Origin of the sequence: Actinoallomurus vinaceus (assembly GCF_039542055.1) — a bacterium.
GTDB lineage: Bacteria > Actinomycetota > Actinomycetes > Streptosporangiales > Streptosporangiaceae > Actinoallomurus > Actinoallomurus vinaceus.
In genome coordinates, this window is record NZ_BAABHK010000002.1 from 761,545 (window position 1) to 774,394 (window position 12,850).

The 12,850-nt window shown below is 70.0% G+C and carries 12 protein-coding genes and 1 pseudogene; 6 read left to right on the top strand and 7 right to left on the bottom strand.

Going from position 1 to position 12,850, the window contains the following annotated elements:
* The first annotated feature begins 26 nt into the window (after positions 1-26).
* A complete protein-coding gene (locus ABEA24_RS09315; RefSeq protein ID WP_345430279.1) occupies positions 27-611 on the top strand; it encodes a helix-turn-helix domain-containing protein in 585 nt (194 codons plus the stop codon).
* 194 nt (positions 612-805) lie between these two features.
* Here the strand turns inward: ABEA24_RS09315 and ABEA24_RS09320 are convergent, their stop codons facing one another.
* Together ABEA24_RS09320 and ABEA24_RS09325 are read right to left on the bottom strand one after the other, a co-directional pair.
* Entirely contained in the window at positions 806-2,077 is a 1,272-nt protein-coding gene (locus ABEA24_RS09320) for a barstar family protein (RefSeq protein ID WP_345430280.1), read from the bottom strand.
* A 102-nt stretch (positions 2,078-2,179) separates the two neighbouring features.
* Entirely contained in the window at positions 2,180-3,220 is a 1,041-nt protein-coding gene (locus ABEA24_RS09325; RefSeq protein WP_345430281.1) for an epoxide hydrolase family protein, read from the bottom strand.
* Positions 3,221-3,257: 37 nt separating this feature from the next.
* On the opposite strand from ABEA24_RS09325, the gene ABEA24_RS09330 reads away from it, so the two are divergent.
* Positions 3,258-3,818 (top strand): TetR/AcrR family transcriptional regulator, encoded by a 561-nt coding sequence (locus tag ABEA24_RS09330; protein WP_345430282.1) that lies wholly within the window; start codon positions 3,258-3,260, stop codon positions 3,816-3,818.
* 55 nt (positions 3,819-3,873) lie between these two features.
* Here the strand turns inward: ABEA24_RS09330 and rox are convergent, their stop codons facing one another.
* Positions 3,874-5,307, bottom strand: coding sequence for a rifampin monooxygenase (gene rox, locus ABEA24_RS09335; protein ID WP_345430283.1), 1,434 nt, complete (start codon positions 5,305-5,307; stop codon positions 3,874-3,876).
* Positions 5,308-5,814: 507 nt separating this feature from the next.
* Here rox and ABEA24_RS09340 point away from each other — a divergent pair.
* Positions 5,815-6,546 carry a hypothetical protein gene (locus ABEA24_RS09340; RefSeq protein ID WP_345430284.1) on the top strand — a complete coding sequence of 244 codons (732 nt, stop codon included), beginning with the start codon at positions 5,815-5,817 and terminating at the stop codon, positions 6,544-6,546.
* A 114-nt stretch (positions 6,547-6,660) separates the two neighbouring features.
* On the opposite strand, the gene ABEA24_RS09345 is transcribed toward ABEA24_RS09340, so the two are convergent.
* The 4 genes and pseudogenes from ABEA24_RS09345 to ABEA24_RS53455 all read right to left on the bottom strand — a co-directional run.
* Positions 6,661-6,885 carry a hypothetical protein gene (locus ABEA24_RS09345; protein WP_345430285.1) on the bottom strand — a complete coding sequence of 75 codons (225 nt, stop codon included), beginning with the start codon at positions 6,883-6,885 and terminating at the stop codon, positions 6,661-6,663.
* A gap of 89 nt (positions 6,886-6,974) precedes the next feature.
* Positions 6,975-8,639, bottom strand: coding sequence for an ABC-F family ATP-binding cassette domain-containing protein (locus ABEA24_RS09350; RefSeq protein ID WP_345430286.1), 1,665 nt, complete (start codon positions 8,637-8,639; stop codon positions 6,975-6,977).
* 84 nt (positions 8,640-8,723) lie between these two features.
* The gene (locus ABEA24_RS09355) at positions 8,724-9,593 is read right to left on the bottom strand and encodes a WD40 repeat domain-containing protein (protein WP_345430287.1); all 870 of its coding nucleotides are present in this window, start codon (positions 9,591-9,593) and stop codon (positions 8,724-8,726) included.
* Between the two features lie 162 nt (positions 9,594-9,755).
* Positions 9,756-10,025, bottom strand: a pseudogene (locus tag ABEA24_RS53455) (WD40 repeat domain-containing protein); the annotation flags it as partial.
* Here ABEA24_RS53455 and ABEA24_RS09360 point away from each other — a divergent pair.
* The 3 genes from ABEA24_RS09360 to ABEA24_RS09370 all read left to right on the top strand — a co-directional run bounded on the left by ABEA24_RS09360 (position 9,957) and on the right by ABEA24_RS09370 (position 12,750).
* Complete coding sequence (locus tag ABEA24_RS09360) at positions 9,957-10,175, top strand: helix-turn-helix domain-containing protein (RefSeq protein WP_345430288.1); 219 nt, start codon at positions 9,957-9,959, stop codon at positions 10,173-10,175. The pseudogene ABEA24_RS53455 and the gene ABEA24_RS09360 sit on opposite strands and share 69 nt — an antisense overlap.
* 213 nt (positions 10,176-10,388) lie before the next feature.
* The gene (locus ABEA24_RS09365; protein WP_345430289.1) at positions 10,389-12,014 is read left to right on the top strand and encodes a dienelactone hydrolase family protein; all 1,626 of its coding nucleotides are present in this window, start codon (positions 10,389-10,391) and stop codon (positions 12,012-12,014) included.
* Positions 12,015-12,216: 202 nt separating this feature from the next.
* On the top strand, positions 12,217-12,750 hold the full coding sequence (locus ABEA24_RS09370; RefSeq protein WP_345430290.1) for a GtrA family protein: 534 nt from the start codon (positions 12,217-12,219) through the stop codon (positions 12,748-12,750).
* Positions 12,751-12,850 lie beyond the last annotated feature (100 nt).

Below are 12,850 nucleotides of genomic sequence, written 5' to 3' on the forward strand. Positions count from 1 at the left end.
GGTACCGAACATGGGATAATTCGGCGATGGACACGCTAGATCTGCTCCTGCACCCGGTACGGCTGCGCATCGTCTACGCCCTGTCCGGCGGTCGTGTCGGCTCGACCGCCGACCTTTGCGCGAGCCTGCCCGACGTTCCGAAGACCACCGTGTACCGGCATGTCGGCCTGCTGGCCGACGGTGGAGTGCTGGAGGTCGCCGGCGAGCAGCGGGTACGAGGTGCGGTGGAGCGCCGCTACCGCCTGCGTCGGGACCGGGCGATGATCGACGCGGAGGCGGGCGCGTCGATGTCGCTGGACGACCACCGCCACGGGTTCGCCGCGGCCATGGCCGCCCTGCACGCGGAGTTCAACGCCTACCTCGACCGTCCCGGCGCCGACCCGTACGCCGACCTGGTGGGCTATCGGCAGGGCATCCTCTGGCTCAGCCAGGACGAGCTCACCGAGATGATCGGCGAGCTCCGCGCCGTCGTCGCGGCCAGGACGCGCAACCGGCCGGAACCCGGCCGAAGCCCCCGCCTGATGAGCCTGATCCAATTCCCGATCGACGAATCACCGCACCACACGACCGACCATCAGACGACCACCGCCTCTGAGCCCGACGCACAGTGACACCCGGGGCCCGGTCCCCACAGCCCAGCCCGACGGGCCCATATGAAGCCCGAACACACCGGGTGGTCGACGCCGCGCACCGCACGCTCCCGCCGCTCTCAAAGGTTTCCGCCGGCGGGGAGGCGGCGACGACGTTCTGGCCGTTGTTGCGCCGGGTTAGGCGCATGTGCGGGCAGAGGGGTGGGGTGAGGCGCTCAGCGCAGTTCGACCTCGACGCCGTGTTCGGCGAACATCTGCAGGAGAGAGTCGAGGGTGACCGTTGGCGCGTACCGATGCCGGTCGTAGCCGGCGACGAGGTGTTCACCGGCCACCGCCGAGTCGCGCCAGACCAGTCGGAACGGCGCTCGAGCACCCCACCGTCCGCGAAGGCAGTCATTGAGGGCGTCAAGGTTCCAGCCGAAGTAGCCACCCGGACCGTTGATCGCCTCCCCGACGGCGCAGTAGAAGCCCTCGATGTCGGTGACGAAGCGGCCGTCGAGGTCGAACACGGTCCCTGCCGGCTGGTCCGGGGCATCGGAGCGATGATGGGCCAGTGCCACGCCGGCCCACTCGTGCCGCAGCGTCCGGTCATAGCGGGCCCACAGGTTGCGTTCGGTGGGTCGGCCGGTGAACCACAGGTCCAGAATGCCGCGCGTCCCCGCCGGGAACGGTTCACGTGCGTCACTGGCGATGGTGACGTCGAGGAGGCCGGCACCGAGCGCGGACGACACGCTCGACACGAGCGTCCCGGACACAAAGCCATTGACCAGCGAAACCACCGAACCGTCGGCGGCGACGGCTCCGACCTGCGCCGACACCCGGCGGCGGCGCAGGCCGGCCTTTGTCGACTGTTGTACTGCGGCGATCGCGGCCAGCAGCGACGGCTCAGGCCGGCAGCCGACCAGGATGACGTGCGGCACCGGCGGCTCGGTCGGCTCCCGGAAGACGCCGGTGACGTCGACGCAGACACCGCACCGCGTGTCGTCCGGACCGCTCAGCACGAATCCGGTGACGTCATCAGGACGATCGACGCCGTCCGTGCGGTCGTACACACCGACCAGGCCCTCCAACTCGATGTCGACACGCCCCGGCGAGGTCTCTGACGGCCGGTGGTCCAGTACGGTCACATCGAGCAGTTCCTCGCCGATCCAGCCGTGCCGCGTCGCCGGGTCGTCGGATCTCGCCGATACCCAAAGGTTGCCCAGCCACGCTCGCTCGGGGCCGGCGGTCCCGGTGGTCACGCGGTCGAGGATTGAGGCGAGCGCGCCGTCCGGCATACAGCCGAGGAGTGTGAAGCGTTCCCGCGGCCGGGGCGGCAGATCGATGAACAGCCCGTCAATGTCGGCGCACAACGCCAAGGCGTCCTCGTCGGGGTACTGCGGTGTGCCGGTGTGTCCGACGAGCAGCCAACGCGGCGAAACCCGCCGATTCCACGTCCACCGCCGCTGCCATGGCTCGTCGGCCCGGCCCGGGCGGTCGGTCGTCACCTCCCAACCGTATCGGCGCTCAAGAACTCGCCTCGCGCACCACTCGGTTCGTCACCGCCGGGCGCACGGCGTTGCAGTGGTGGAGCATCCGCACGCTCCGTTTCAGCCGCCCAGCTTGACCGCGCGGTGTACGTCGTCGGCGTAAGCCTCGGGCTGTTCCCAGGCTGCGAAGTGGCCGCCGGCACGGTGTTCCACATAATCGCAAATGTTCAGGAACGCCGCGGCGTAGCTTCGCGGCTCCGGTTTGATGTCGCGCGGGAACACGGAGAGCACGGTCGGCGTGTCGATCCGGTCAGGGAGGGCGGCCGGTTCGACGTAGGTGGTGAAAGAGGTGCCGATCGTGCCGGTGACCCAGTAGGCGGTGACCCAGGTGAGAAGCTCGTCCGGGGTGAAGGCCGACTCGTCGGACCAGGACTCCAGTTTCTCGACGATCCACGCCGCGAGGCCGGCGGGTGAGTCGCCGAGGGCGACGGCGAGCGTGTTCGGCCGCGTCGACTGCTCCGCGATGTACCCGCCCTCGGTCCGGAACCACTGCGCCGACCGGCCGAGGTAGGCCGCCGCGTCGGGCGCGAGCTTCGCCGGGTCCGCCGTGAGCACACGCTGCGGTGCGATGTTCGTGAGGTGCAGCGCAGCCACCCGGTCCGGGTGCTCGGCCGCGAGGATCTCCGCGACGGTGCCACCCACGTCGCCGCCGGACACCGTGTACCGCGAGTAACCAAGCTCATCGAGAGCATCCGCGACGATCCCAGCGATCCGGTTGACCGACATACCGGGAGCGGTGAGCGGGGCCGCGAACGGGAAGCCCGGCAGCGCGGGAACCACCACATGCATGTCCGTGAGCAAAGGCAGGACGCGCTCGAAACGCAACACCGAGTCCGGCCAGCCATGCAGCAGCACGACAACCGGGGCGCCGGGATCCGCGGACCGCTGGTGGATCACACGCAGGTCGGTGTCGCCTGCCTGCACCGTCGCCCAAGGGAACTCGCCGATGCGGCGCTCGTGCACGCCCCAGTCGTACCCGTTCGCCCAGCGTTCGAGCAGTTCGTCGAGGTGAGTGCCACTGATACCGCGCGTCCCGTCGTCACTCCACGGGATCGTGACACGCCGCGCCCGCTGGAGTCGTTCCCGCATCTCGTCGTTCATGTGTATCAGCGTACACATTATGTGTATGCTCGTACACATGACCTCGCGCAATGCGGCCGCCACCAAACAGCGGATCCTGGAACACGCGCAACGCCAGTTCGCCCAGCGCGGGTACGCGGCGATCACCGTCAAAGGCGTGGCCGACGCGGCCGGCGTGTCGCCCAACCTCATCACGCGCTATTTCGGCGGCAAGGATGGCCTTTTCCTGGCGGCAACCCGGGTGGAGATCCCGGTCTCCATCTCCTTCGACGGCGACCGTTCCGCGCTGGGTTCGCGCCTCGCGGCGAGCATCGTCCAGCGCTGGTTCGGTGCACCCGGGGAGGATCCGCTGCTCGTGCTGCAACGCGCGTCCGGCGAACGCCCGGAGGCTGCGGAGGCGCTGGCCGCCTTCCTCGACACGAACTCGCTGGAGCCGCTGCACCGCTACCTGCGCGACAGTGGCCTGGACGACGCGGACGCCCGCAGCCGAGCCGCAGCGATCGACGCCTTCGTGCTCGGCGTCTCGACCCGCCGCCGGGTCCTGCGCTCCGAACTCGGCGACCCCGCTGATCTCCAGGCCTGGCTGAGCGCCACCATCCAACGCCTCGCCGACGGGTGATGCACGACAGCAAGAAGTACTGAAACTCCGCTTCCGATCAGCACCCGCGGTCCAGTCATCGACAGCCGACGGCGGCGCCGAACCACCGAGGCAGGTGGTCGAGCAGATCCTGCTGGTCGTCACCGACCCACGCCACGTGGCCGTCCGGGCGCAGCAGCACGGCGGGTACGTCCAGTTCGTCGCTGACGTCGACGACGTGGTCGACCCGATCCGCCCACCCCGCCACCGAGAGCCGGCCGGTCTGGTCGAGCAGCAGCCCGCGTCCGCCGTGCATCAGCTCGTACAGGCGCCCCCGCTTCAGCCCCACGTCGCGCATCCGCCGGCCGAGCAGTTCATGGCCCCCGCCGAAGTCGTAGCGGACCCCGATCGCGATGATCTTCTCGATCAGGTACCGGTTCACCTCCTCGAATTCCATCAGTTCCGCCATCAGCCGGCGCACCGACCGGGGACCCGGATCGGTGGACATCAGCACCATCTGCGCGCGGGTGTTGTCCAGCACAGCGGCGGCGACCGGGTGTCGCTCGGTGTAGTAGCTGTCCAGCAGCCCCTCCGGTGCCCGACCGCCGACCTCCGCGGCCAGTTTCCAGCCCAGGTTGAACGCGTCCTGGATACCGAGGTTGAGCCCCTGCCCGCCCGTCGGCGGGTGGACGTGCGCCGCGTCGCCGGCCAGCAGCACCCGGCCGACCCGGTAGCGCTCGGCCAGCCGGGTGGCGTCGCCGAAGCGGGAGAGCCAGCGCGGTGAGTGCACGCCGAAGTCGGTGCCGGCGAACACCCGCAGCTGTCGCTTGAACTCCTCGAGGGTCGGCGGGACCGAGCGGTCCTCGGCCACCCCCTCGGCGGGCACGACGACGCGGTACACCCCGTCCCCGAAGTGCCCGAGGCCGAACATCAGATTGGTCTTGCGGACGTCGGCCACCACGGCGGCCAGCGTCTCCGGCGGCACGTCCACCTCCATCTCGCCCAGCAGCGTCTCGACCCTGGTGGGCTCGCCGGGGAAGCCGACGCCGAGCAGCTTGCGCACCGTGCTGCGGCCGCCGTCGCAACCGACGAGATAGTGCGAGCGCAGCCGCCTGCCATCGGCCAGCTCGACGGTCACCCCGTCCTCGTCCTGGCTCAGCCCGACCAGCGCGCAGCCGCGCCGGATCTCGGCGCCGAGCTCTGTGGCGCGCTCGGCCAGCAGGCGCTCGGTGGTGGTCTGCGGGATACCGAGGACGTAGGGATGTGTGGTGTCCAGCCGGTCGGGCGAGGGCTTGGTGATGGCGGCGAAGAAACCGCCGAGCGGGTGCTGCCGGCCGTGCGCGAGGAACCGCTCCAGCAGACCGCGCTGGTCCATCACCTCGATGCTGCGCACGTGCAGGCCGAGCGCGCGGACCTGCCTGGTCGGCTCCGCGTCCTTCTCCAGCACGAGCACGTGCACGCCGTGCAGCCGCAGCTCACCGGCCAGCATCAAGCCGGTCGGTCCGCCGCCGGCAATGATCACGTCGAACATGAACCCCCCGTTCACTGAGATTGCATTTCGGCCAGCTGATCCGCGCGGGACGACGGCCCACGCCCTGCGAGCACGCGCACTCCGCGAATCCCTGATTTCCGCAGGTTCTGGCTTCGCCGGAGATTCTGCGGCACGACCCGGGTCTTGCCGCAAGCCCCCCAGTGCGCTATACGTTGGAAATGGCAGGGAGTGGATACTCCTTGCCTTTTGCGTCCGGTGTGGACGGACAAGATCCTGGTACAGGACGAGGCGTCGCCGTGTTTCACCACCGCGCATTTCAACGGCCACCCGTCTGTGCTTTTGCGAGCCAGTCGTATCGGTGAGCTCACCCGGGACGAGCTGGCAGAGGTGGTTCAGGACGCGTGGTTGTCACGCGCGTCAACCCGCCGAGCCGCGGCCTGGCTCAACGCTCATCCCCCGACGTGACCAAGCGCCGGACCTTGCATCCTCATTCCTTCGTCCGCAGTCGGGGGGATATCGTCCGAGGAGTCTGCCAAGGAGGTCAGGGTGACCGTGTCAGCAGAGCTCGCCGAGATCCACCAGTGGTGGGCGCGGCGATCCGGCCTCACGAGCCATGAGGCGGCCTTCCGGATCGCCGGCAGCGCCTATGACCAGGTCACCCCCGCCGGTGTCGACAACCCGTACTGGAAGATCGTCCGACAGCTGCCGTCGGTGCGCGAAGCCGGGCAGGGCGTCTGTCCTGACGGTTTCGCCCGCGGGCTTCCCGTCGGGCATCACCTGCTGACCAAGCGCTACTCCTGGGCGATCCCCTCACCCGGTGACATCGCCTGGCTCACCCAGATCCTCCACGGGCGCGGGCTGGTCGAGATCGGTGCGGGCTCGGGCTACTGGGCGTGGCAGGCAACACAAGCCGGCATCGACGCCATCGCCTACGAGCCCGTCGGCTCCTCCGCCAACGCCTACACCGACGGCACTGAGTACTTCGCCATCCGGCGAGACGGCCCGACCGCAGCCCGGCACCATCCCGACCGGGCGCTGCTGCTGTGCTGGCCGTCTAACGGCGACCCGTGGGCGAACGAGGCCCTCGAGGCCTACACAGGCGACCTACTGATCTACATCGGGCAAGGAGCGGGCGGCCGATGTGCCGATGACGACTTCTTTCGGCTTCTCGCCCGAGCATGGACGCCGATCGGTTCCAGCAGCCACCACATCACCTGGCGACACGCGCACAGCGCGATGACCGCCTACAGCCGCAGAATCGAAACGCCGCCACAATGATCGCGGCCTGAGCGGGCGACCACACGGCATGCGTGAGTTCGACGCCGCCGCGGGCATGCCCGCGGCGGCAGCAGGAGTGTCGGCGCGGCGCTACGGCTCGTAGCGCCGGCCGTCTCACAGCTTGACGAGCTTGGCGTAGGGCGCCGGGATTCGTTCCGTCTGTGAGCCGAAATCCACGGTCACGGCGATGCCTTCCTCGACATCGGTGACCACACCGAGGCCGTACCTGTCATGGCTCACCTTGTCCTGCAAGGCGAACTCCTCAACAGGTGGGATGACCGGGGCTTTGAAGGGACTGGTGGGCAGGTGACGCCGAGCGACGGCGCGGGAACTCTTCATTACCTGCCAGTATGCTCCATGTTCGCCGCCACGGCTGCCCTTTCCGCCCACCCCATCCGCACGAACTTCCAGGCCGGCCCCGTTCTGGTTCAGCCCGGGTGGTGCATCTCGGCGACGCGGCCGTCGGTGAGGTGCAGACGGCGGGTGGTGTGCACTGCGTCGATCATCCGGCGATCGTGGGTCACCAGCAGCAGGGTTCCGGGAAAGGAGTCGAGTGCGGACTCCAGCTGTTCGATCGCCGGCAGGTCGAGATGGTTGGTCGGCTCGTCCAGGACGAGCAGGTTCACGCCCCGCGCCTGAAGCAACGCGAGGGCCGCCCGGGTGCGCTCACCAGGGGACAGTGTCGCCGCGGGGCGGGTCACGTGCGCGGCGCGCAGGCCGAACTTCGCCAGCAGGGTACGGATCTCGGCCGGCGGCAGGTCGGGAACCTCCGCGCCGAAGGCGTCCAGGAGGGCACTCTCGCCGAGGAACAGGGCCCGCGCCTGGTCGACCTCGCCGATGATCACGCCTGGGCCGAGCGCGGCGTGGCCTTCGGTGAGAGCGGCCCGGCCCAGTAGCGCCGACAGGAGCGTCGACTTGCCCGCCCCGTTGGCTCCGGTGATCGCGACCCGTTCGGCCCAGCCGATCTGGAGGTCGACGGGTCCGAGAGTGAAGTCTCCGCGCCGCAGCACGGCGGAGCGCAGGGTGGCCACCACCGCACCGGCGCGTGGCGCGACGGCGATCTCCATCCGCAGCTCCCACTCCTTGCGGGGCTCCTCGACCACGTCGAGGCGTTCGATCGCACGCTCGGTCTGGCGGACCTTGGAGGCCTGCTTCTCGCTCGCGTCGGCGCGGAAGTTCCGGCCGACCTTGTCGTTGTCTCCCCCGTTGGCGCCCCGGGCCTTCTTCCTCGCGTTCCGGACGCCCTTGGCGGCCCACTCCCGTTGCGTACGGCCCCGCTGCTCCAGCGCGGCGACCTTACTCGCGTACTCCTCGTAGTCGGCGCGGGCGTGCCTGCGGGCGACCTCCCGCTCGGCCAGGTACGCCGCGTAACCGCCGCCGTAGACGTTCACCTGCTGCTGCGCCAGGTCCAGCTCCACCACCTGGGTGACCGTCCGGTCCAGGAATTCGCGGTCGTGGCTGACCAGCACCGTACCGGCCCGCAGGCTCGTGACGAACTGCTCCAGCCGCTCCAGCCCGTCCAGGTCCAGATCGTTGGTCGGCTCGTCGAGCAGGAAGATGTCATAGCGGCTGAGCAGCAGCGACGCCATCCCCGCGCGGGCCGCCTGCCCGCCGGACAACGAGGTCATCCGCTGGTCGAGGCCGGCCGCCAGTCCCAGCTCGGCGGCCACCTCCCCGGCCCGGTCCTCGAGATCGGCGCCTCCCAGGGCCAGCCACCGTTCCAGGGCGGAGGCGTATTCGTCCTCGGCCCCCTCACGCCCGCCGACCAGACCCTCGGTCGCTGCGTCCAGGTCCCGCTGAGCCCGCGCCACCCCGGTGCGCCGGGCGAGGAAGTCGATCACCGTCTCGCCGTCGCGCCGCTCCGGCTCCTGTGGCAGGTAGCCGACGGCCGCCGACGACGGGCTGAGCGTCACGGAACCGCCCTCGGGGGTGAGCAACCCACCGAGGGTCCGGAGCAGGGTGGACTTCCCCGCGCCGTTGACGCCGACCAGCCCGATGACTTCTCCAGAGGAAACGACCAGGTCGAGGCCGGAGAACAGGGCACGGTCGCCGTGCCCGGCGGCGAGGTCCTTGGCGACAAGAGTGGCTGTCATAGGACGCCAACGCTATCCGCCACCGGGCGGCCGCCGAACCCGGCCGACGCCCACGTGCGTCAGCTCGCCGAGCCGCGGCCTGGCTCAACGCTCATCCCCCGACGTGATCACCGTCTGTTCGGGCAGGAGATGCGCGCGCCGTTCGCCGATGGTGAGTCTCCGGGTCACTCTTGTGTTCGCGATGCGGAGGAGGTCGTGATCGGAGAGGTCGACGGCCCAGATGCGAATCGTCCGGTCGGCCGATGCCGAGATGACTCGGTTGCCGTCGGGAAGCCAGTTGAGCGTACCGACCGATCCCGAATGAACGCCGATCACAGCACTGTCTCTCCCTGAGAAAGGGCTCCAGACACGGACGGTGTGGTCGGCGGATCCCGAGGCCAGCAGTCTTCCACTCGGTGACCAGGCCAGGCATCCGACCCAGTCGGCATGACCCGCGAGCTCTGTGGAACGGTTCGCATCCTCGAGGTCGAGAATTCGGACCATGGCGTCCTTGCTCCCCACGGCCAGTCGCCGTCCGTCCGGGGACCAGGCCAGGGCCTCGACCTCCTTGGAACAACGAGCAATGACCTGATGGCTGCGGTCCGAAGGGTTCCAGACACGGATGGTCCTGTCGTCCGAGGCGGTGGCGACGCTCTCACCTCCTGGTGACCAGGCGACGGCGTTGATGTCCTTTTCATGGCCGGACAGAGCAGGAGACAGGTCTCTCTGGTCGATGCACTGGACAAGAAGGTCCCCATCCCAGGAACCGATGGCGATCGTCGTGCCGTCGGGTGAGAGCGCGGCCGTTCCCCTTCTGCTGTCCGTTTCGCCGGTCACCACCTCCAGCATCGCGATCTCAGCCCCGCGGGCCGTGGTGTTCCAGATCCGCGCCGTGCCGTCCTCGGACCCGGTGACGATCTTGCGCCCATCAGGGCTCCAGGCAGCGGACCAGACCAGGTCGGTGTGGCCCGGCATGACGTGGAGTTCGTCGTCGAGGAGTTCGAGGAAGACCAGCCGGTTGGCCGAGGTACAGGCGATCCGGAGTCCGTCAGGCGACCATCGGACCGCTCGGACCGTCTCTTCGGGGCTGCCGCCCGGAGTGTTCCGAAGCCGGCCCGTCAGCGCATCCCAGATGCACAGCCGGCGCCCCAGCGACCCCGTCGCCAGCAGCGTGCCGTCCGGCGACCAGTCAAGGGCGAGGACGGAGCCGGACGGGCTCGCGAGGACGCGGACCGCCTCACCTGAAGCGGCATCCCAGATGATGGCGGTGTGGTCGTGTGAGCCGGTCGCGAGCGACTTGCCGTCGGGTGACCAGCGCACGGACCAGACGTCGTTGGAGTGACCGGCGAGGACCCCCGCGGGCTGCCAGTTTCTCGTATTGAAGAGCGGAACATCAGGGTCGATCACGCCCGCGAACTCCTGGAGACCACCGCCCTGTCCATCGACCGGATCGCCGAACACTCCGGACTCGGCAGCGCCGCCAACCTCCGCCACCACTTCACCCGCACCGTCGGCGTCCCCCCGAGCGCCTACCGCAAGGCCTTCTCCGCGCGCTGACCGCGTGTCCACGGTGGCTTCGTCACCGGGCCGGACGGCGACGTGCGTGCCTCACCGGACCACCTCCGACCGACAGGCTCGAACCCCTCGGCCTGACCGAGGCGTCAAAAGCAACAAACATGTGGTTCCGCGTCCTCCGATGAGCCGTACCGTGGGCGCCTGTCCTCCAGGCGCCTGCGCGGTGGGGGTCGCTCGATCGGCAGAGGACGGACATTGGAGACCAAGGAAGACGTGGGGCCGCGCCGGCGGACGGCCGAGACAGACCGCCCACCGGCCTTCTTCACGCCGCTCCGCGGCGTGGCGCTGCTGATCTCCCTGGTGTCCGCGGCGGTCGGGGCCGTGGGCCTCGCCACGGCGGACCAGGGCATCGAGCGGAGCTCCGCCGTGGTGGCCGGAGTGCCGGTGGAGGTCGTCCGGCCCACAGAGACGACGGGCCGGCTCCCCGGCGTGGTGGTCGCGCATGGTCTCGCCGCAAGCATGCAGCTCATGCGGGGCTTCGCGGACACTCTGGCGCGCCGCGGATACGCCGTGGAGCTGGTGGATCTCGCCGGCGGCGGGGCGAACACCGAACGGCTGCCCGACGCCGGAGACGGCCCGGCCGCCGACGCGCGCCTCGCCCGCGACCTGGACGTCGCGGTCCGGCATCTGCGAAGCATGCCGTGGGTGGACGGCGAGCGGATCGGCCTGCTCGGTCACTCGATGGGCGCCGCCGCGGTCGTACGGTACGCCACCGCGCATCCGGCCATCCGCGCGACGGTGACCGTCTCTCAGGGGCTGATGCCGGTCGGCTCCGTGTCGCGTCCCCGGGACCTGCTCCTGCTCGCCGGCGGCCTGGAGTTCCCCGGGTACCGCGAGGGCGCCGTCGACGCGCTGCGGGCGGCTTATCCGGGAGGGCAGACCGGAGTCACGTACGGCGATCCGCGAGCCGGGACCGCGCGCCGGGCGGTACTCGTCGGCGGTGTCGAACACGTCAGTGTGCTTTTCAGCCCACGCACCCACCGCGAGGTCGCGGCCTGGTTCGACACGTCCTTCGGCCGCTCCACCGCCGGTGGCCACGGGGTGGGCATCCGGCCCGTGCAGCGTGCCGGATCGGCGATGCTGCTGCACCTGGCGGCGGTGCTGAGCTTCGGCGCGATCGCCTCCGCTCTCCTGGGGCGGCCCTCCGGGTCGGGCCGGGACCGCCGCCGGCTCCCGCTCCCCCTCGCGCTCGGCGTCCCGGCGGTCGCCGTCCTGACGGCCGTGGCGGCGATGGCGGTGATCCCCCGGCGCCTGCTGCCACTCGCCGTGGCGGGTCCGCTCGCCGGGTTCTTCGGCGTCATCGGCATCGTGACACTGGCCGTCGCACTGTTCATCAGGCGTGCCGACGCCGGGAACAGTGAGGTGAGGAACGGCGGCGGGCGCTCGTGGCCGGTGACGGCCGTGGCGGCCGTCACGCTGGTCCTGTTGACGGTGGCGTCCTTCGCCGTACCGGCGCAGTTGGGCTGGGCGCATGCCGTTCCCGTCGGCCCACGGCCCTGGGCCCTCATCGCGGTCGCCGCGTGCGCCGCCGCGTTCTTCGGCGGAGTCGAGGCGCTGTGCGCCGGGTACGACCGGCTCGCCGCGACGATGATCCACGCCTGGACCGCCGCAGGGGCGCTGGCCGGCCTGGGCGTGGCCGTCCTCCTCGGCACGGCGCCGTCATTCGTCCTGCTGGTGGCACCGCTCCTCGCAGCGTTGCTGGTGTGGCAGGCCGTCCAGGCGGCGGCCCTGCGTACGCTCCGCGCACCGGTATGGCTGACCGCCGTCCTCGGCGGCGTCCTGCTGGCCTGGCCGATCGCCGTCACCATGCCGATCGGCTGACCGCCGTCCCAAAGGTGGTAGCGATGAATCCCCCACCGAGTTCGTTCTCGTGGACAGCCGTGTGCTCGTGCTCCGCACCAAGTGACCGACACGGGCTACGTCCTGCGGATGACTCCGGAATCGTTCTCGGAGTCGAGGTGCGGCCACCCCTGAGACCTCTAGCGTGTCTGGAGCCAGTACGTTCCGGCAGGGAGTTCTTTTGGTGAGCCTTCGCGATGACACGGCCGTCTCCGTCCCTCAGGACCCCCAGACCAAGGCGGCCGGTCACGCCGTCGCCGGTGCGGACCGGGGGCGCTTCCAGGCGTTCATGGCCGTCGTCGTACGCAGGTTGCCCTTCGGCCTGTCCCGCGTCGTCGCGGCCAGCTTCCTGGGTTATGCGCTCATCAACGGGCTGACGTTCACGATCGACCTCGGACTGCTGACGGTGTTCCACGGTGGTCTCGGCTGGCCGCTGCCGCTGGCCATCACCTCGGCCTATCTGCTGGCGTTCGGGCTGAGCTTCCTGTTGAACCGCAGGCTTAATTTCCGTTCGCACGCCCCGGCCGGGCCGCAGGTCGTCTTGTATCTGGTGGCCATCGGGATCAACTACGTCGTGTTCATCCTCGGCGTCGGCGACGGCCTCGTCTGGCTTGGCCTGGAGTACCACCTGGCCCGGATCACCGCAGGCCTGTGCGAGGCGGTCTATATGTACAGCGTCATGCGCTGGATCGTGTTCCGCGAGGCCCCTCAGCGCTGACCGGACGATGGCGGTGTTGGCCGCAGCCGCGGTTGGGGCGCCGACGTGCCGCCGCGCCGGGGTGCCCGGTGGCGATCGGGGCGCGAGCACGCGGTCTCGG

What these genes read in the sequence shown, in the direction of transcription:
- ABEA24_RS09315 (WP_345430279.1), top strand. Translation starts at nt 27, where the DNA reads ATGGACACGCTAGATCTGCTCCTGCACCCGGTACGGCTGCGCATCGTC.
- ABEA24_RS09325 (WP_345430281.1), bottom strand. Translation starts at nt 3,220, where the DNA reads ATGAACGACGAGATGCGGGAACGACTCCAGCGGGCGCGGCGTGTCACG.
- ABEA24_RS09330 (WP_345430282.1), top strand. Translation starts at nt 3,258, where the DNA reads ATGACCTCGCGCAATGCGGCCGCCACCAAACAGCGGATCCTGGAACAC.
- rox (WP_345430283.1), bottom strand. Translation starts at nt 5,307, where the DNA reads ATGTTCGACGTGATCATTGCCGGCGGCGGACCGACCGGCTTGATGCTG.
- ABEA24_RS09345 (WP_345430285.1), bottom strand. Translation starts at nt 6,885, where the DNA reads ATGAAGAGTTCCCGCGCCGTCGCTCGGCGTCACCTGCCCACCAGTCCC.
- ABEA24_RS09350 (WP_345430286.1), bottom strand. Translation starts at nt 8,639, where the DNA reads ATGACAGCCACTCTTGTCGCCAAGGACCTCGCCGCCGGGCACGGCGAC.
- ABEA24_RS09355 (WP_345430287.1), bottom strand. Translation starts at nt 9,593, where the DNA reads ATGCCGGGCCACACCGACCTGGTCTGGTCCGCTGCCTGGAGCCCTGAT.